General features: G+C 68.7%; 12 protein-coding genes. All 12 read left to right on the top strand.

From position 1 onward, the window contains the following. Positions 1–78: 78 nt before the first annotated feature. From BM269_RS00620 to BM269_RS00565, 12 genes are read left to right on the top strand one after another with little or no spacing between them, the layout of a single operon-like run. Positions 79–1,191 (top strand): isochorismate synthase, encoded by a 1,113-nt coding sequence (locus BM269_RS00620; RefSeq protein WP_090434475.1) that lies wholly within the window; start codon positions 79–81, stop codon positions 1,189–1,191. After that, positions 1,188–2,762, top strand: a complete 1,575-nt coding sequence (locus tag BM269_RS00615) for a (2,3-dihydroxybenzoyl)adenylate synthase (RefSeq protein ID WP_090434472.1) — start codon at positions 1,188–1,190, stop codon at positions 2,760–2,762. The genes BM269_RS00620 and BM269_RS00615 overlap by 4 nt, the downstream gene beginning before the upstream one ends. Positions 2,763–2,777: 15 nt before the next feature. After that, positions 2,778–3,638, top strand: a complete 861-nt coding sequence (locus tag BM269_RS00610; RefSeq protein WP_090434469.1) for an isochorismatase — start codon at positions 2,778–2,780, stop codon at positions 3,636–3,638. Positions 3,639–3,646: 8 nt separating this feature from the next. After that, the gene (gene dhbA / locus BM269_RS00605) at positions 3,647–4,480 is read left to right on the top strand and encodes a 2,3-dihydro-2,3-dihydroxybenzoate dehydrogenase (RefSeq protein ID WP_090434466.1); all 834 of its coding nucleotides are present in this window, start codon (positions 3,647–3,649) and stop codon (positions 4,478–4,480) included. A 16-nt stretch (positions 4,481–4,496) separates the two neighbouring features. Further along, positions 4,497–5,651 carry an efflux RND transporter periplasmic adaptor subunit gene (locus tag BM269_RS00600; RefSeq protein WP_090434463.1) on the top strand — a complete coding sequence of 385 codons (1,155 nt, stop codon included), beginning with the start codon at positions 4,497–4,499 and terminating at the stop codon, positions 5,649–5,651. Between the two features lie 3 nt (positions 5,652–5,654). Further along, positions 5,655–8,768, top strand: coding sequence for a multidrug efflux RND transporter permease subunit (locus BM269_RS00595; protein WP_090434460.1), 3,114 nt, complete (start codon positions 5,655–5,657; stop codon positions 8,766–8,768). After that, positions 8,746–8,994: a hypothetical protein gene (locus BM269_RS00590; RefSeq protein WP_090434457.1), complete on the top strand. Its 249-nt coding sequence runs from the start codon at positions 8,746–8,748 to the stop codon at positions 8,992–8,994. The genes BM269_RS00595 and BM269_RS00590 overlap by 23 nt, the downstream gene beginning before the upstream one ends. Next, on the top strand, positions 8,991–9,287 hold the full coding sequence (locus tag BM269_RS00585; protein ID WP_090434454.1) for a hypothetical protein: 297 nt from the start codon (positions 8,991–8,993) through the stop codon (positions 9,285–9,287). The genes BM269_RS00590 and BM269_RS00585 overlap by 4 nt, the downstream gene beginning before the upstream one ends. Before the next feature lie 3 nt (positions 9,288–9,290). Next, on the top strand, positions 9,291–10,937 hold the full coding sequence (locus BM269_RS00580) for a PepSY-associated TM helix domain-containing protein (RefSeq protein WP_090434451.1): 1,647 nt from the start codon (positions 9,291–9,293) through the stop codon (positions 10,935–10,937). After that, positions 10,934–12,151: an enterochelin esterase gene (fes, locus tag BM269_RS00575; RefSeq protein ID WP_090434448.1), complete on the top strand. Its 1,218-nt coding sequence runs from the start codon at positions 10,934–10,936 to the stop codon at positions 12,149–12,151. The genes BM269_RS00580 and fes overlap by 4 nt, the downstream gene beginning before the upstream one ends. Further along, positions 12,148–12,360 carry an MbtH family protein gene (locus BM269_RS00570; RefSeq protein WP_090434445.1) on the top strand — a complete coding sequence of 71 codons (213 nt, stop codon included), beginning with the start codon at positions 12,148–12,150 and terminating at the stop codon, positions 12,358–12,360. Before fes ends, BM269_RS00570 begins: the two co-directional genes overlap by 4 nt. A 9-nt stretch (positions 12,361–12,369) precedes the next feature. Beyond that, the gene (locus BM269_RS00565; RefSeq protein ID WP_090434442.1) at positions 12,370–19,557 is read left to right on the top strand and encodes an amino acid adenylation domain-containing protein; all 7,188 of its coding nucleotides are present in this window, start codon (positions 12,370–12,372) and stop codon (positions 19,555–19,557) included. The last annotated feature ends 10 nt before the right edge of the window (positions 19,558–19,567 follow it).

Raw genomic sequence — 19,567 nt, 5'->3', positions numbered from 1 at the left:
GGGCTTGTGCCTCTGCCACCCCCCCCCTTTAGCCAGCGTAAAGCCAGCGAACCCTTCAAACAGTTTGCGAGGTAGAACATGGCTACAAGCTTATTCCTGTCGCCGCACCGTTCACTGCGTGGCAGTGGCGTTGCGGAACGCATCGATACGCCGGCATATCATGCCGGCCGCCTGCAGGCCGATGTGGCGGCAGCCTTGCGCCGCGCGCGCACGCGCGGTAATCCGCATCCGGTGGCGCTGGGCGCCATTCCATTCGATACGCGCCAGCCATCCGCATTGGTGGTGCCGCAGGTATCGGAATTTGTCGACCGCAACGCAGTGCTGCACGGCGGCGCGGTTGAGCTGCCTCCCATCCTGCACGCCCAAAGCATTCCCGGTGAAGAGCGCTTCAAGCAGGGCGTGCGCCAGGCCGTCGCCAATTTCGGCCTGAGCGAAATCCGCAAGGCGGTGCTGTCAAGGCTGCTGGACGTCGAGCTGGCCGGGCAGGCTGATGCAGGCGATATCTTCCGCCGCCTGGTGGCGCGCAATCCTTCAGGCTTCCAGTTCCGCCTTCCGCTGGCGGACGGCTCCGAGCTGGTGGGCGTCAGCCCGGAGCTGCTGGTGCGCAAGGAGGGCGCGCGCATGGAGTCCAATCCGCTGGCCGGGTCGGCGCGGCGCGATGCGGACCCTGCGCGCGACCGCCAGGTCAGCGATGCGCTGCTGCGCTCGTCCAAGGACGCATACGAACACCGGCTGGTGACCGATGAAATCCGCCGCGTGCTGGCGCCGGTTTGCCAGGAGTTGTCGATTCCAGAGCATCCGTCGCTGCTGTCCACCGCCGCGATGTGGCACTTGTCCACCCCGATCGAGGGCGTGCTGCACGATCCCGCGATGGGCGCGCTGGAACTTGCCTGCCGCTTGCACCCGACGCCGGCAGTCTGCGGCTTCCCCACGCGCCTGGCGCGCAAGCTGATCGACCTGGTCGAGCCGTTCGACCGCGGCCTGTTTGCCGGCATGGTGGGCTGGTGCGATGACGAGGGCAACGGCGAATGGGCGGTCACCATCCGCTGCGGCCGCGTGGCCGGCAACCGCGTGCAGTTGTTCGCCGGCGCGGGCATCGTGGCCGACTCCTGCCCCGACGCCGAATGGGCGGAAACCCAGGCCAAGCTGCAAACCATGCTGGGCGCGCTGACGGCGAGGGAGGCGGCATGATCGAATTCACTGCGTGGCCGCAGGACGCGGCACAAAGCTACCGCGCGCAGGGCCTGTGGGCCGGCCTGCCGTTGAACGAAATCCTGGAACGCCAGGCACGCGAGCATCCGCACGGCATTGCCGTCATCTGCGGCGAGCGCATGCTCAGCTACCGCGAACTCGACGATCAGGCGGAGCAGCTGGCGCAAGTGCTGGCGCGGCGCGGCCTGGGCGTGGGCGATACCGCCCTGGTGCAGCTGCCCAATGTGGCCGAGTTCTATGTCGCCTTCTTCGGCCTGCTGAAGGCCGGGGTGGCGCCGGTCAATGCGCTGTTCAGCCATCAACGCCTGGAGCTCACGGCGTATGCGCAGCAGTTGCGCCCCAGGCTGCTGATCGCTTCGGCCAGCCATCCCTTGTTTGCCAACGACGCCTTTGCGCGCGAGCTGGCGGTGCCGCACACCATGGTGCTGGGCGCGGACGGCTTCCGCGAGCAGGCGCAGGGCATCGGCCCGCGTCCGCAGCATTCGCCCGTGCATGAAGCGGCGTTCTTCCAGCTGTCCGGCGGCAGCACCGGCACGCCCAAGCTGATTCCGCGCACCCATGACGATTACTACTACAGCGTGCGGCGCAGCGCAGAGATCTGCCGCCTGGACCGCGGCACGCGTTTCCTGTGCGCGCTGCCGGCCGGGCACAATTTCCTGCTCAGTTCACCGGGCGCGCTCGGCGTGTTCCACGCGGGCGGCACCGTGGTGCTGGCAAGCGCGCCGGAGCCGCTGGCCTGCTTCGGCCTGATCGAACGGCACGGCGTGAACATGGCGGCGCTGGTGCCTTCCGCCGTCGCCTTGTGGCTGCAGGCCGCGCAGCAGCCGGAGCGTCGCGCGCAACTGGCTTCGCTGCGCCTGCTGCAGGTGGGCGGCGCCAGCTTTGCCGAGGCGCTGGCGCGCCGCGTGCCGCAGGAGCTGGGTTGCGCGCTGCAGCAGGTGTTCGGCATGGCCGAAGGCCTGGTCAACTACACGCGCCTGGATGATCCGGACCAGGTGGTCTACACCACGCAGGGCCGCCCCATGAGCGATGCCGACGAAGTAAGGGTGCTCGACGCCGACGGCCGGCCGGTGGCAGACGGGGAGACCGGCATGCTGGCCACGCGCGGGCCGTATACCTTCCGCGGCTACTACCGCGCCCCCGAGCACAACGCGCGCGTGTTCGATGCGGATGGCTTTTACCACACGGGCGACCTGGTGCAGCGCAGCGCCGATGGCAACTTGCGCGTGGTCGGCCGGGTGAAAGACCAGATCAACCGCGGCGGCGAAAAGATCGCGGCCGAGGAAGTGGAGAACCTGTTGCTGCGCCATCCCGGCGTGCTGCAGGCGGCCCTGATTTCGGTGCCGCATGCGCTGCTGGGCGAGATGAGCTGCGCCTGCATCGTGCCGCGCGCCGACGCCTTGCGCCCGGTCGAACTGCGCAAGTATCTGCGCGGCTTGGGGGTGGCCGACTACAAGCTGCCCGACCGCTTCGAAATGCTGGACCGCCTGCCGCTGACGGCGGTCGGCAAGACCGACAAGCTGGCACTGCGCGCCAGCATCCCCAATTGAGATGGAGCCTGGATCATGAGCATTCCCGTAATTTCTTCCTACCCGATGCCGCAGCCGGAGGCGCTGCCGGTCAATAAGGTGGCGTGGCAACTGGAGGCGCGCCGCGCGGTCCTGCTGGTGCACGATATGCAGGACTACTTCCTGCGTTTCTACGGCGCGGACAGCGAACTGCGCACCAAGCTGGTTGCCAATATCGCAGCCTTGTGCGCCTGGGCGCGCGCCTGCGGCGTGCCGGTGGTGTACACCGCGCAGCCGGTCGAGCAAAGCGCCGAAGAGCGCGCGCTGCTGAACGATATGTGGGGTCCCGGCCTGACCACCGCCGACCCGGCGCTGCAGCAGGTGACGGCGGCGGTGGCGCCGGCGCCGGGCGATACGGTGCTGGTGAAATGGCGTTACAGCGCCTTCCAGCGTTCGGAACTGCAGCAGCTGATGCGCGACTGGGGTCGCGACCAGCTGCTGATTGTAGGTGTCTACGCCCATATCGGCTGCATGACGACGGCGCTGGACGCTTTCATGCGCGACGTGCAGCCTTTCATGGTGGCCGATGCGCTGGCCGACTTCAGTGAAGAGGAGCACCGCATGGCGTTGCGCTATGTGGCCGGGCGCTGCGGCAGCGTCACGCACACGGCCCAGGTGCTGGCGCAACGCCCGCAGCTGTCGATCGATTGGCTGCGCGCCAGCTTGCTGCCGCGCCTGGAAGAGGGCGGCTTCGGCCCGGACGACAACCTGGTCGACTACGGGCTTGATTCGCTGGAAGTGATGGCGGTGGTGGCCGAATGGCAGCGCCTGGGCTTGCGCGTCAGCTTCGAGGAGCTGGCCGGCACGCTGACGCTCAACGCGTGGTGGGAAGTGCTGCAGCGCAAGCTGGCGGCATGAGGTGAGCCATGTTCCTGGCTGACCAGAACAACCTGACTTCGGCCCGCCCGCCAGCGCCGCCGCGTCCACCGGGCTTGCATTTCGAAGGGCGCCAGGTGTGGGTGACGGGCGCGGGGCGCGGCATTGGCTACCAGGCGGCGATGGCTTTCCGCCAGCTGGGCGCGCGCGTGATCGGCATCGACCGCCAGTTCGATACCGAACTGGGAACGGTGCACGGCAAGAAGTATCCGTTCAAGATCGTGCAGCTGGACATCACCGACCGTGCCGCGATCGCGACAGCCTGCCAGCAGTTGCTGCTGGAGACGCCGCGCGTGGACGTGCTGGTCAACGCGGCCGGGGTGCTGCGCCTGGGGCGGCTGGAGGACACCAGCGCCGAGGACTGGCAGGCTTGCTTCGACATCAATGTGAGCGGGGTGTTCCACATCCTCAGCCAGCTGCTGCCGCAGTTCAAGGCGCAGCGCTCCGGCAGCATCGTCAATGTCGCCTCGAACGCGGCGCACGTGCCGCGCCTGAACATGGTGGCCTATTGCGCTTCCAAGTCGGCCCTGGTGAGCCTGAGCCACTGCGCCGGGCTGGAGCTGGCGCAATACGGAGTGCGCTGCAACCTGGTGTCGCCCGGCTCCACCGATACGCCGATGCTGCGCTCCATGCTGCCGGACGAAGAAGGCATGCAGCGCACGATCGCGGGGTTGCCGGAGCAGTTCAAGCTGGGCATCCCGCTGCGCAAGATCGCGTCGGCGCGCGAGATCGCCAACACCATCGTTTTCCTGGCGTCGGACCTGGCCAGCCACATCACCATGCAGGACCTGGTCGTCGACGGCGGCGCCACGCTGGCCGCATGAATTTACTGGAGCAATTATGCAATTGATGAAGTACCTGCCGGCCGTGGCGCTGCTGCTGGCGGCCTGCAGCGCGAGGCAGGAAGTACCGACGGTTCCGCCGGTGCCGGAAGTGGCGGTGGCCACGCTGGCGCTGGAACGGCTGCCGCTGCACAGCGACCTGGCGGGGCGCGTGGCAGCCGTGCGCGTGTCGGAGGTGCGCCCGCAGGTCGATGGCGTAATTGTGCAGCGCTATTTCGAGGAGGGCGCGGACGTGCGCGCGGGCCAGCTGCTGTACCGCATCGACAGCGCAAGCTATGCGGCGCGCCAGGAACAGGCCAGCGCCGAGCTGGCGCTGGAGAAGGCCAGCCTGGTCAACCTGCGCGTGATCGCGGAGCGCTACGTGCGCCTGCTGGATTCGCATACGGTGACGCAGCAGGATCACGACCTGGCGCAGGCCAACTACCAGCAGGGGCTGGCCAGGGTACGCGCGCGCGCCGCATCGCTGCGCGCGGCGGAAATCGACCTGCAGCGCACCGAGGTGCGGGCCGCGATCGCCGGCCGCATCGGCCGCGCGGAAGCGACCGAAGGAGCACTGGTGTCGCGCGCGCAGCAAGAACCGCTGGCGCGCGTGCAGCAGCTGGACCCGGTCTATGTGGATGTGGTGCAATCCAGCCAGCAGATGCTGGCCTTGCAGCGTGCGCTGCGCAGCGGCAGCATCAAGCCGGGCGCGCGCGCCGTGACGCTGGCGCTGGAGGACGGCAGCCAGTACGCCCATGCCGGCGAGCTGCAGTTCGCCGAGATGCAGGTGGACCAGCAGACTGGCATGGTAACGCTGCGGGCACGCTTCCCCAATCCCGAGCGCTTGCTGGTGCCGGGCATGTATGTACGAGCCCGCGTCGAGCACGGAATTCAGCCGGAAGCTGTCATGTTGCCGCAGCAGGCGGTTCGCCTGGGCGAAGGCGAGCGGGCTTCCGCATTGGTGGTCAATGCCAAGGGCGAGGTCGAGCCGCGCCAATTGGTGCTGGCCGGTGCCCACCAGGGCCGCTGGGCGGCGCTGTCCGGGGTGCGCGCCGGCGAGCGCGTGATCGTTGAAGGCGGCATGAAGGCCGCGCCGGGCGGCCGGGTCAATGCAGTCGAGTGGCGCGACCCCGCGCGCGCCGCCGGCGCGGTGCAAGCAGGGCGCGAGGGCTGAGCGATGGTGGCGCGTTTCTTCATTGCCAGGCCGGTCCTGGCCTGGGTGCTGGCAGCGGTGGTCATGCTGGGTGGGCTGCTGGCGCTGGTGCTGCTGCCGGTAGCGCAGTACCCGAATATCGCACCGCCGACGGTGCGGGTGGCGGCCAGTTACCCGGGGGCAGCGGCGCAGGTGGTCGAGCATAGCGTGGTACAGGTGCTGGAGCAGGAGCTCAAGAACCTGAAGCACCTGACCTATTTCGACGCCAGCAGCAGCTCCTCCGGCGAAGCGGAGATCATGCTCACCTTCGCGCAGGGGGCCGATCCCGCACTGGCCCAGCTCGAGGTGCAGAACAAGGTCAACCAGCTGGCCTACCGCCTGCCGCGCGCCGTCCAGCAGAACGGCCTGAGCGTGACGGCCATGCAGAACAGCTTCCTGATGGTGGTGGTGTTCAGTGACCGCCGCGGCACGCTGGGCGAGGCCGCCCTGTCCGACTGGATGAGCAGCCAGGTGATCGATGCGGTCAGCCGCGTGCCGGGCGTCGGCGAGGTGCGCAACTTCGGTGCACCGTATGCCATGCGGGTCTGGCTGCACCCGCACAAGCTGCACAGCTTCGGGCTGATGCCGGCCGACGTGATCCGCGCCATCGAAAGCCAGAATACCGAAGTGCCGGTCGGCGAACTGGGCGCCCGTCCGGCGCCGGCGGGGCAGGCGCTGAACGTGTCGGTGACCGCTTTGTCGCGCCTGAAAACGCCGCAGCAGTTCCGCGAACTGGTGCTGAAAACCCGGCAGGACGGCGCCGTGGTGCGCCTGTCCGACGTGGCGCGCGTGGAAATCGGCAGCGAATCCTACGGCGCCGCTTCGCGCCTGGACGGCCAGCCGGCCTCCGGCTTTGCCGTCATGCTGGCGCCCGGTGCCAATGGCCTGGCCACGGCTGCGGGCGTACGCGAGCGGATCGCTGCCCTCCAGCCATCGTTCCCGCCCGGCGTGGAAGTCGCCTACCCGGAGGACGCCACCCGCTTCGTCAAGCTGTCGATCCGCCAGGTGGCCGTGACGTTGGCCGAAGCGGTGCTGCTGGTGGTGCTGGTGATGTTCGTCTTCCTGCAGGGCTGGCGCGCCACGCTGGTGCCGGTGATTACCGTGCCGGTGGTCCTGTTGGGAACCTGCGGCGTGCTGGCCCTGGCCGGCTTCTCGATCAATACCCTGACCCTGTTTGCCATGGTGCTGGCGATCGGCTTGCTGGTGGACGACTCGATCGTGGTGGTGGAAAACGTCGAGCGCATCATGTCGGAGCAGCGCATTGGTGCGCGCGAGGCCACGCTGCAGTCGATGCGCGGCATCACCGGCGCGCTGGCGGGCATCGCCATCGTGCTGGGCGCCGTATTCCTGCCGATGGCCTTCTTCCCCGGTTCGGTAGGGGTGATCTACCGTCAGTTCTCGATCACGCTGGTCACTGCCATGGCGCTGTCCGTGCTGGTGGCGATCAGCCTGACGCCGGTGCTGTGCGCAGCCTTGCTGCGTCCCGCCGCAGCGCATGCCGCGGACGGACGCTTCGCCCGCGCCATGGCGGCGCTGCAGCGGCGCTATGACAGCCTGCTGCAAAAGCTGCCGGGCCGGCCCTGGCGTCTGGCGCTGGTGTATGCGGTGCTGCTGGGCGCTACCGCCTGGGGCTACCAGCGCCTGCCTGCTTCGTTCATACCGGTCGACGACCAGGGCACCGTGATGGTGCGCTTTGCCCTGCCTGCCGGCGCCACCTATCCGCGCACCGCCGAATTGGCGCGCGAAGTGGAGCGCCATTTCCGGGACAAGGAGAAAGCCAACGTCGCCATGGTGTACACCATCGCCGGCATGGGCATGGGCGGCGCCGGCCAGAACGCCGGCATGGCCTTCGTCAACCTGAAGGACTGGTCGCAGCGCAAGGGCGCCGAAAACTCGGCGCAAGCGATCGCCGCGCGCGCCACCGCGGCGCTGGGCAAGCTGCGCGATGCGCGCGTGTTTGCCATGGTGCCGCCGCCGATCGATGGACTGGGCGAGGCCAGCGGCTTCGAATTCTGGCTGCAGGATACCTCCGGCGCGACGGCGGAAGTGCTGGCCGCGCGCGCCGCCGCGCTGGCCGCCGGCGCCGGCGAGTTGCCCGGCGTGATGTACGCGGAAGCCGACGGCAGCGAGAGCAAGGCCCAGCTGCGCATCGACATCGACCAGGCCAAGGCGCTCACGCTGGGCCTTGACCTGGACGATGTCAACAGCACGCTCAGCGCCGCCTGGGGCGGCACCTACGTCAACGACTACCTGCATGAAGGACGCGTGCGCAAGGTGCTGGTGCAGGCCGACGCGCAGTGGCGCGCCGCGCCGGACGACCTGCAGCACTGGTCGGTGCGCGGCAGCGGCAATGCCATGACGCCGCTGTCGGCCTTCGCCGCCACGCGCTGGGACAGCGGCCCCACCCAGCTGCGCCGCTTCAACGGCCTGCCTGCCGTGCATATCAGCGGTGCCGGCACGCCCGGCGCCAGTTCGGGCGAACTGATGGCGCGCCTGGAAGCGCTGGTGGCCGCGCAGCCGTCCAGCCGCCTGGCCTGGAGCGGCCTGTCCTACCAGGACCAGCTCTCGCGCGGGCAGGCGCCGCTGCTGTACGCGGTGTCGGTACTGTTCGTGTTCCTGTGCCTGGCCGGCCTGTACGGCAGCTGGTCGATTCCGTTCTGCGTGCTGCTGGCCATTCCGCCCGGCGTACTGGGCGCGGTCGCCGGCGCCGGCCTGCTTGGCCTCGAGCGCGACATCTTCTTCCAGGTGGGCGTGCTGGCCACGGTCGGCCTGTCGGCCAAGAACGCGATCCTGATCGTGGAATTCGCCGAGGCCGCGGTGCGCGCGGGGCAGGCACCCTGGAACGCCGTTACGGCAGCGGCCAGCCAGCGCCTGCGGCCGATCCTGATGACCTCACTGGCCTTCGGCGCCGGCATCGTGCCGCTGGTGCTGGCCAGCGGTCCGGGCGCAGCCGCGCAGCAGGCCATCGGGGCCAGCGTGCTGGGCGGCGTCCTGCTGTCGACGGCGCTGGGGGTGTTCCTGGTACCGCTGTTCTATCTCTCCATCCTGAAACTCGGCCAACGCCGGGCATCTGCAAATGATCCTGTTCCTACTGCTTGATATCGCGGGCTGCTGCCTGCTGTACCTGAGCCACCGCCACCAGGGCTGGCTGGCGCAACCCATCGGCCCGCTCGGCGCCGCTGCCGGTGCGCTGGCACTGCTGCTGGCACTGGCCGCCGCCTGTCTCACGCTGTCGCCGCTGGCTGCGGTGTTTGCGTGGACCGTCGTCAGCATGCTGGCCTTCAGCCTGCTGCCGTTCGCCTCCCTGTTGAAAGCAAAACCATGAGTGCCAAACCTGACGCAATCCGCCCCGACTGGTGGAGCAAGACTTTTGCCGGCGCCGTGCTGGGCGGCGCCCTGGCGCTGGCCCTGGCCGGCTTGTTCGCCTGGGCCGGTCCCGGCGGCATCGGCGCCGGCGAGAAGGCCCAGGTCGTCATGTGGAGCATCGCGCCGCTGTGGATGACCGTGTTCGCGCTTGTCTACCTGTTCCGCACCGGCCTGCGCGCCGGGTTGTGGCTGGGCGGCGCCAATGTCCTGGCGTACAGCCTGTTGTTCTATGTCCGTTCCAGCCTGGGGTAAGCCATGAAAGTTCGCAGCGATATTCTTCGCATCTACCAATCCCTGCACACCTGGACCGGCATCTGCGCCGGCATCCTGCTGTTCATCGGCTTCTTCGGCGGCGCGCTGACCATGTTCAAGCACCCGCTGGAGCGCTGGGTCAGCGCACCGTCGGCGCCGGTTGCCGCATTGGCGCCGCAACAAATCGATACCGTGGTGCGCGAGGTGCTTGCCGCCCATCCCGCCGCCCGCGAGGAATTCACCCTGCACCTGGTGCGGCATGAAAACAACCCGGCACCGGTCACCTGGAGTGCCGCCCATGCGGGGCGCGACATCGACCTGAACGCCATGCGCTGGCAGGGCACGCTGGACGCGCAAGGCAAGCTGGCCGCGCAGGAAGTGCGGCCATCCCTGTTCGGGGAACTGGTGGACATGTTGCACCGCACGGGCGGCGTTCCCGGCACGCTGGGCGACGAATACCTGGGCGTCTACCTGATGGGCGTGGCGGGCGTGCTGTACTTCCTGGCGCTGGTTTCGGGCGTGGTGCTCTTGCTGCCAACGCTGGTGAAGGACTTCTTCGCCCTGCGCAAAGGCAAGAACCGCAAGCGCTTCTGGCTTGACGCCCACAATGTGATCGGCATCGCCAGCCTGCCTTTCCATATCGTGATCAGCCTGACGGTGATCGTATTTGCCTTCCACGACCAGTTCTACGACAGCCTGCAGCAGGTGGTGTATGGCGAGCGGAAGATGTGGTCGCGGCCGGCCGGTACGCCGGGACCGGGCGACGTGTCGAAGCTGGCGCCGGCCAGCAAGCTGGTACGCCGCGCGCAGCAGGAAGCACCGGGCTTCGAGGTGACGGAGATGCTGTTCATGGACCTGGAGAGCCCGCGCCCGCTGGTGCGGGTGGGTGTGGCGAACGATGACTACGTGGTGCGCGGCGCCGTGTCGGGCTACCTGCTGATGGACCCCTACAGCGCGCAGGTGCTGAACACCAGCATGCTGCCTCCAAAAAGCGATGCCTGGAGCAGCATCGCTGCATCGTTCTTCGCGCTGCACTTCGGCAGCTATGGCGGCAACTGGATGCGCTGGGTGTACTTTGCATTCGGCCTGTCGGGTGCCTTCCTGTTCTACTCCGGAAACCTGCTGTGGGTCGAAAAGCGCCGCAAGAACCAGCTGCGCGACCAGGCGCCGCCGGTGCAGCCGCGCCGCACCGCCTTGCTGGCGGCAGCGACCGTGGGCATCTGCCTGGGCAGCGTGGCCGGGGTGGCGGGAGCGCTGCTGGCGGCCAAATGGCTGCACGCGTCGGCCGGCAACCTGAATGCGGCGTTGATGACAGCTTATTACGTGGTATTCCTGTCCTGCGTGGCCTGGGCCTTCTGGCGCGGCGCGGCGCGCGCGGCGCCGCAACTGCTGGCGCTGTGTGCAGCGGCCGGTTTCGCCATCCCCGTGACTTCGCTGATTGCGCGTCTCCTGCCTTCGCTCGGCATGTGGGCCCACGGCAGCGTGGGCGCGGTAGCGGTGGACCTGACGGCCTTCGTGCTGGCCCTCGTCCTGGCGTGGGCGGCCCGCCTGGCTGCACGGCGCGCCCGCAGCGGTCCTGCGGATAGCGTATGGGCGGCGCCTGCCGCCGAAGCGCCGGCGCTGGCCGGGGCGCAGGAGCGCCAGGCATGATGGACCGCGGCGACCTTGGCAGCGCCGCATGGTGGAGCGCAGCAGCGGCACACGGCACGCCGCTGCTGCGCGCCGCCAACGATGCGGATGGCATGCACGACCTGACTTTCCTGTGGCGCCAGCCGCCCGCAGTCCAGGCAAGCGCCGTATACATCGATGTGTACTCGCACACGCCCCATCCCAGCACGGGCCCGGCCGCGCTGCGCCACCATGCCGGCACCGACGTCTGGAGCTGGAGCACCCGGCTACCGTCCGATTGGCGCGGCAGCTACTTCCTGATGCCGGTGGCGGCGGACCGTCCGGCGCCGGAACAGGGCGGCGGCGCCGCGCTGCGGCGCTGGTGGGTCGGCCTGCTGGAAACGAATGCCCAGGCCGACCCGCTGAACAGGTGGCCTGCGCATGGCGGCAGTTGGGGCCAGCCGCTGTCGGCGCTGCTGCTGCCGGAGGCTCCCGTGCACCCGGCATGGACCGGGGCCGGCCAGCCGCAAGGCCGGCTGCAATGCTATCGCTGGCACAGCGCCGCCCTTGGGGGCGCCCGCGATACCTGGATCTACCGCACCGCGCCGCACGCGGCGGCCGGCGATCCTGCGCTGGCCGTGCTGCTCGACGGCCACTATTGGGCGCACCAGGAAAACCTGTTTGGCGCCCTCGATAGCTTGACCGCGCAGGGCAAGTTGCCGCCGGCAGTCTACCTGCTGGTCGACGCCGTGTCGCCGGAGCGGCGCGCGCAGGAGTTGCCGTGCAACGCGGCGTTCTGGAACGCCCTGCAGCAGGAGTTGCTGCCGGCAGCACACGGGCTGGAGCCTTTCACCGCCCAAGCCGGCCGCACCGTGGTCGCGGGCCAAAGCTTCGGCGGCCTGGCCGCGGCCTACGCGGCGCTGCATTGGCCCGGGCGCTTCGGCAATGTGCTGAGCCAATCCGGCTCTTACTGGTGGCCCGACGCAAGCGATACGGCCAGCGGCGGCTGGCTGGCGGGCGAAGTGGGGCGCGGCCTGGGGGCCGGCATGCCGCTGCGCTTCCTGCTGGAAATCGGCTGCTACGAAGACAGCATGCTTGACCCGAACCGTTCCTTCCACCGGGCCTTGTGCGCTGCAGGCCACCGGGCCGAGTTGCGCGAAGTGCGCGGCGGCCACGACTGGCTGTGCTGGCGCGACGGCCTGCTGGAAGGCCTGTGTGAACTGATGAAAGACTTTGACTGGATCCAACAACCATGAGTAACGAGAACAACACCAATCCTTTTGACGATGAAAGCTACCAGTTCACCGTGCTGCGCAACGGCTCGGGCCAGTACAGCCTGTGGCCGGAATTTGCGCCGCAGCCGGCGGGCTGGCGGGTGCAGCATGGCCCTGCGCCACGCAGCGAATGCGTGGACTACATCGAGCGCCACTGGCATGCCATCAATCCCTTTGCGGCGCACGCCTGAGGAGTCGCCATGGATCCACATTATTTGCCGCTGAACGGCAGCCAGCTCGGTATCTGGCTGGCCGACCAGGTGGCCGAAAACAAGCAAGGCTATGTCATTGCCCATTGCATCGAAATGCGCGGCGCCTTGCAGGCGGAGCTGCTGTCGCGCGCGATCCAGCACGGGCTGGCGGAAGCCGATACCGTGACTGCGCGCTATGTGCAGGCAGAGGATGGCGCCAGGCAGCAACTGCGGGAGGCCGGCGCCATGGACACCGTCGGGGCGCCGCTGGAATTCGATTTGCGCCGCCACGCAGACGCCAGGCAGCAAGCCGACGCCTGGATGCGCGCCGACATGGCGGAGCCCTTCGATCTGTCCAGCGGGCAGCATTGCCATCGCCAGGTCCTGTTCCAGATCGGCGCCGACCACTGGCTCTGGTACCAGCGCTTCCATCACATTATGCTGGACGGCTTCAGTTTCCTGGCCTTGACGCGCCGCATCGCGGCCCATTACACCGCGCTGGCGACCGGCGCCGATGCCGGGCCGTCGCCCTTCGTACCGGTTTCAGTAGCGGTCGAGGAATATGAGGCATACCAGGGCAGCGACACGCGGGAACGCGACCGCGCCTTCTGGGCCGGCTTTTGCGAAACGTTGCCGCCGGCCGCCAGCCTGTCCCTGCGCAACGCGCCGCCTTCCGGCCAGGTGCACAGCCTGGCATGGGAGCTGCCGGACGAGGCGGCGGTGACGTTGCAGCGGCATGCGCTGGACGCCGGCCTGGCGGTGCCGGACCTGCTGCATGGCCTGTTGGCAGCCTACCTGTACCGGGTGACGGGCCAGAAGCGCCAGGCTATCGGCATGCCCTTCATGCGCCGCATGGGATCGCGCGCCATCAACGCGCTGGCCCCGATGGTCAACGTGCTGCCCTTGGCAGTCGACATGGAAGGGGCAATGGACTGGTTCGCGGTGTCGCGCGCGTTCCGCGCCTCGGCGCAGGCCGTACGGCCGCACCAGCGCTATGAAGCCGAGCAGATTCAACGCGACGCGGGCCTGGTGGGCAGCGGCCGCAAGCTGTATGGTGCGCTGGTCAACTTCAAGATGTTCGATTACCGGCTGGAGCTGGCCGGGCTGCAGGGCACCACGCATCACCTGGCGACAGGCCCGGTGGACGACCTTGAATTCAACTTGCAGGTGGGGGAGCGCATCTCGATCGAACTGCGCGCCGATGCCGCGCGTTATGACGCAACGGAGCTGGAGCGGCACGTGGCCCGGCTGGAATGCATGCTGGAGCAATGGCTCGCGGCGCCGCAACGCGAACTGCAAGCGCTGCTGCCGGCAACGGCCGAGGAACGGAACGACATTGCGCGATGGTCGCAAGGGCCGGCGGTGGCTGCTCCTGCAGTAGACCGCCTGTCGGCCATGCTGGCGCGCCAGGCGGAAGCAGGGCCGGATGCCGTCGCGCTGGTATGCGGCGGTGCGACGCTGCACTTCGGCGAGCTGTCCGCCCGGGTCGCCCGGCTGGCGCGCCTGCTGCGCGAACACGGGGCCGGCCCCGGGCGCGTGGTAGCCGTCGCCGTCCCGCGTTCAGTGGAGTCGGTGGTGGCGATGCTGGCGGTCCTGGAGTGCGGTGCAGTGTTCCTGCCGCTCGACCTGGATTACCCGCCAGACCGCGTCGCCATGATGTGCGAGGATGCCGCGCCCGTGCTGCTGTTGTCCACCGGTGCGGCAGCATTTGCCCCGCCGCCCGGCATCGCGCGCCTTGACCTGGACAGCGAGCCAATCCTGGCGGCCCTGGCCCGGCAGCCGGCGTCGCCGCTGAACGAAGAGGAACGTGGTGGTGCGCTGCCTGCCGATGCGGTGGCCTATATCATCTTCACTTCCGGCAGCACCGGCCGGCCGAAAGGCGTGATGAACACGCACGGCGCGCTGCTCAACCTGTTCCTGGCGCATGAGGACACGATCTACGGCCCGGCGCTGGCTGCGGTGGCGCAACGTTATCCCGGCCGCGCGCTGCGCGCTGCCCACACCCATTCATTCTCCTTCGACTCGTCCTGGCTGCAGCTGTTCTGGATGCTGCGCGGCCAGGAGCTGCACGTATTCGACGAAGAGATGCGGCGCGATGCATACGGCCTGGTGCAGGAGGTACAGCGCATCGGCATCGATGCGATGGACTTGCCGCCTTCCTTCCTGGCCCAGATGCTCAGCAATGGCCTGATGGTGCCGGATAACCATCAGCCGACGCTGATCCTGATCGGCGGCGAGGCGGCGCCGACTGCGCTGTGGCAGCAGCTGCGCTCCTTCCCCGGGCTGCAGGCACACAACCTGTACGGGCCCACCGAATACACGGTCGATACGCTGCGCGCCGCACTGGTTGACTGCATGCAGCCGGTGGTCGGCCGCCCGATCGGCAATACGGTGGCGCACGTGCTCGATGCGCGGCTGCAGCCGGTGCCGCTTGGCGTGGCGGGCGAGTTGTATGTCAGCGGCGCCGGCCTGGCGCAAGGCTACCTGGCACGGGGCGGCTTGAGCGCTTCGCGCTTCGTCGCCTGTCCATTCGGGCCGGCAGGCAGCCGGATGTACCGTACCGGCGACCTGGTACGCTGGAACGCCGCCGGACAGCTGGAATTCCTTGGCCGCGGCGACGACCAGGTCAAGGTGCGCGGCTATCGCGTCGAACTGGGCGAGGTGGAAAATGCCCTGTCGTTGCTGCCGGGCGTGGAAAGCGTGGTGGTGCTGGCGCAGGCAGTCAACAACACGCATCGCCTGGTCGGCTATTGCGTGGTGCCGGGACTGGATGACGCGCAGCGCGCTGCGCGCGGCGGCGAACTGCTGGCGGCGCTGCGGCATGCGCTGCCGGACTATATGGTGCCGGCCGCGCTGGTGGTGCTGGAGCGCTTCCCGCGCAACGTCAGCGGCAAGGTGGACCGCAAGCAGTTGCCGCTTCCTCACGCCAATCCGGCAGGCGCGGTGGCCGCCCAGGAAGCCGACGCCGGGCCATTGCCCCTTCTTGTAGCACGCGCGATGGCAGACGTGCTGCAGTTGGCCGAGGCCTCGGTCGATGACGACTTCTTCGCCCTTGGCGGCGACAGCATTGCCGCCATCATGTTGTGCACCGCCATGCGGCATCTCGCCTACATGTTGCGTCCCGCGACGGTCTTCGCGCAGCGCACCCCGCGCGCCATGGCGGCGCAGCTGGCGCCTTTCGCCGCGCAGCATGCTACGCCGGCAGAGACCGCGCCGGCAGCGCATGCGGTGAGCGCGCAGCAGCGCGCGCTGCTGATGCGCCGGCATGGGCCATACGGCGAAATACTGCCGGCCCTGCCGCTGCAGGAGGGCATGCTGTTCCATGCGCAGACAGCGCAAGGGCAGGGCAGCTACAACGCCTTCACCCTGCTGCATCTTGACGGCGATGTCGACGCGGCCCGCCTGCACGGCGCACTCTGTGCGGTACTGCGCCGATATCCACAACTGGGCGGCATGTTCGACCTTGACGCTGCGCAGCAGCCGCTGTTCCTGATGCCGGCGCCAGATACCATCCCATCCTGGCCGTGGCAGCAGCGCAACTTCAGCCACCTGCATCAGGGGGAGGCGGAAGCACGGCTGGCGGCGCTGCAGGAGGAACTGCTGGCGCAGGACGGCTCTACCGTACGCTTCGGCGGCATGCTGCAGGCGGCTCTGGTCAAGTTGGCCGAGCGTCGCCATGCGCTGCTGCTGGTGGTGCATCACCTGGTGATCGACGGCTGGTCCACGCCGCTGCTGCTGCGCGATTTGTTGTCGGCTTACGCCGAACCCGGCGCGGCTTTCACCCCGCTGCGCGCCGGCTACGGCCAGCTCGTGCAGCGGCTGGCGCAGCGCGATACGGCGCCGTCCCAGGCTGCGTGGCGGGACGACCTGGCGGGCGCGGAACCGTTGCTGCTGTTCGACGCCGCTGCGGCCAGTGCCGCGATGCAGGAATATTCGCTGCAACTGCCCGCATCGCTGACTGCGCGCCTGCAGGAAGAGCTGCGCGCGCGCGGCATCACGCTGAATGTACTGATGCAGGCCGTCTGGGGCCAGGTACTGTCGGTCATGTCGGGGCGCGCCGACGTGCTGTTCGGCAGCCCGGTTTCGGGCCGCCACAGTGAATTCGACGGCATTGAACAGCAGGTCGGCCTGTTCCTGAATACGATCCCGGTGCGTACCCGCCTCGATGCGGCGCAAGGGCTGTGGGAACAGTTGCCCGCGCTGCAGCAGCGCCATATCGCGCTGATGGAACACGACGGTCTTGGCCTGGCGGCCATCCAGCGCGAAGCTGGCGTGGCTGCGCTGTTTGACACGCTGCTGGTGGTGGAGAATTATCCCGACAATGCCTATCTAGCGCAGGAGCTGCCGGGCCGCGACGGCCGTCCGCTGCGCATTGGCGAGGTGGTGAACAGGGGCTACAGCCACTATCCGCTGGCCCTGCTGGTGTTGCCGGGCGAACGCTTGACGCTGCTGGTGGAAAACCGCGGCGCGGTGGCTGATGCCGCCGCGCTGGCACAGCGTGTGGCGATGGTGCTGCGCACGGCGCTGGAGCAGCCGCAACTGCCATTGTCGCGCTACCCTGTGCTGACGCCGGGTGAGGCGCAGTCGCTGGCGGCGGCCAACGATACCGCCGTGGCGCTGTCGATGCAGACCCTGCGCGGTGTGCTGGCCGCACAGGCGCGGCGAACGCCGAACCGTCCCGCCCTGGCAGACGCGCGGGTGCAGCTGGATTACGCTGAAACACGGCGCCAGGTGTGCCTGCTTGCGGCGCGCCTTATCGAACAAGGCGTGCAGCCGGGCGATATCGTCGCGGTGGCCGTGCCGCGTTCGGTGCGCCTGAGTATTGCGATCATGGCCGTGATCGAAGCCGGTGCCGCCTACCTGCCGCTGGAGTTGGGCTATCCGGCCGAGCGCCTGGCGTATATGCTGGCCGACGCCGCACCGCGCCTGCTGGTGACGGACAGCGCGCACCAGGCGCGCTTCGCGGCGGCCGGCACGCCACAGCTTTGCTTCGACGAGCTGGCTGGCATGGAGCTGTTCGCGCCGCAACTGGACGTCGCCTGCAGCCCGGCACACCCGGCTTACGTCATCTACACGTCCGGCACCACCGGGCGGCCCAAGGGCGCCATGGTGCCGCACCAGGCGATCTACAACCGCATCGCCTGGATGCAGTACCAGTACCAGTTGCGCGAAGGCGACGTGGTACTGCAGAAGACCCCCTGCGGTTTCGATGTCTCGGTCTGGGAATTCTTCTGGCCCCTGATGCAGGGCGCTTGCCTGGTGATGGCCGAGCCGGATGCACACCGCGACCCGGCGGCCCTGTTGCAGGCGATCGAGCGGCATGGCGTGACCTGCCTGCACTTCGTGCCGTCGATGTTGTCGGTGTTCTCAGGCTACCTGGCCGAGCAGGGCGAGCGGCGTTGCGCCAGCCTGCGGCTGGTGTTCTGCAGCGGTGAAGCGCTGGGCAAGTCGCTGGCGCGGGAGTTTGCGCAATTGAGCCCGGCGGCCCTGCACAACCTGTACGGGCCGACCGAAGCGGCGGTGGACGTCAGCTTCATGCCGGCTTTCGGCGACATGGGGCAGGGCGGTGCCGGGGTGCCGATTGGCCGCCCGGTGTGGAACACCCAGTTGCGCGTGCTCGACCGCTGGCTGCGCCAGGTGCCGCCGGGTGCGGTCGGCGAGTTGTACCTGGGCGGCGTCCAGTTGGCTGACGGCTATGTCGGCAAGCCGGGCCTGACCGCCGCGCGCTTCGTGGCCGACCCGTTCGTGGCGGGGGCACGGCTGTATCGCACCGGCGACATGGTGCGCTGGCTGGAAGGCGGCGTGGTGGAATACCTGGGCCGCGCGGACGACCAGGTCAAGATCCGTGGGCAGCGCATCGAGCTGGGTGAAATCGAGGCGGTCTTGCGCGAACAGCCCGGTGTCGCCGAAGCGGTGGTGCACGCCGCGGTGCTGGGCGGGGATAGCGGCGGCGCGGATGCGCGCCAGCTGCTGGCCTATGTGGTGGCCGCGCCCGATACGCGCCCGGATAGTGCGCAGTTGCGCAGCGCATTGGCGGCACGCTTGCCGGCCCATATGGTGCCGGTGGCCGTGCTGGAGCTGGAGCGGCTGCCGCTCAGCGCCAACGGCAAGCTCGATCGCAAGGCGCTGCCGCTGCCGGCACGTGGCAGCAAGGAGGCTGGCCGGGCTCCCGCGCGCGGCCTGGAACAGCGCCTGGCTGACGTGTTCGGGCGTGTGCTGGGGCTGGAGGCAGTCGGCGCCGACGACGATTTCTTTGCCATCGGCGGCCACTCGCTGCTGGCCATGAAGCTGGCGGCCGAAGTGCGGCGCACCTTGCAACGCCGTATCACGGTCGGCCAGGTGATGACCGCGTCGACCGTGGCGCGGCTGGCCGCCCTGTTGAACAGCCAGGGCATGGTCAACGATTTCGGCAACGACGGCTTCGATCAAGTGATCCAGCTGCGCCAGGGCGAAGGCCCGCCGCTGATCTGCTTCTATCCCGGCTCGGGCTTCGCCTGGCAGTACAGCGTGTTGTCGCGCTACATTGGTGGAGGCAGGGCCATCGTCGGCCTGCAGTCGCCGCGTCCGCTCGGCCTGGTGGCGTCCAGCGCAAACATGGAGGAATTGCTGGAGCGCCAGGTGGAGATCGTGCGCGGAGTACAGGCAACAGGGCCGTACTACCTGCTGGGCTACTCGCTGGGCGGCACCGTCGCGTATGGCGTGGCCGAGCGCTTGCGCGCGCAAGGCGAGGAAGTCAGCTTCCTCGGCCTGCTGGATACCTACCCGGCCGAGGTGCACGACTGGACCGACCCGCAAGGCGCGGAAGCGGCGTTGGGGGCGGAACGCGAGCAGGAGCGCCTGTTGGGAGATGCCTACGAAGGCGAAACCGACGAGGTGCTGCGCCAGGAGAAGGAGGCGATGCTGGAGCAGGTATTCGCCAACTACCGCGACGCGGTGCGCCTGCTGGCGCAAACGCGCACGCCGGACTACGACGGTCCGGTCACGCTGTTCATCGCCGGCCAGTCGCTGCCCGGCTACATCCGCCCGCTCGAGGCCTGGCGCAGGCATGTGCCGGACCTGGAAGTGCACCATCTGGCGCACTGCTCGCACGAGACCATCCTGTCGCCGCAATCGCTGGAAGTGCTTGGTCCGCTGCTGGACCGTGCAATCGGCGGCGCCGCACAACGCCTGCAACTGCGCCAACGACGCAGCGCCTGAACCTGAATGA

The sequence above is a fragment of the Duganella sp. CF458 genome, from assembly GCF_900113115.1.
GTDB lineage: Bacteria > Pseudomonadota > Gammaproteobacteria > Burkholderiales > Burkholderiaceae_D > Rugamonas.
This window is presented reverse-complemented; position numbering and strand designations above follow the sequence as displayed.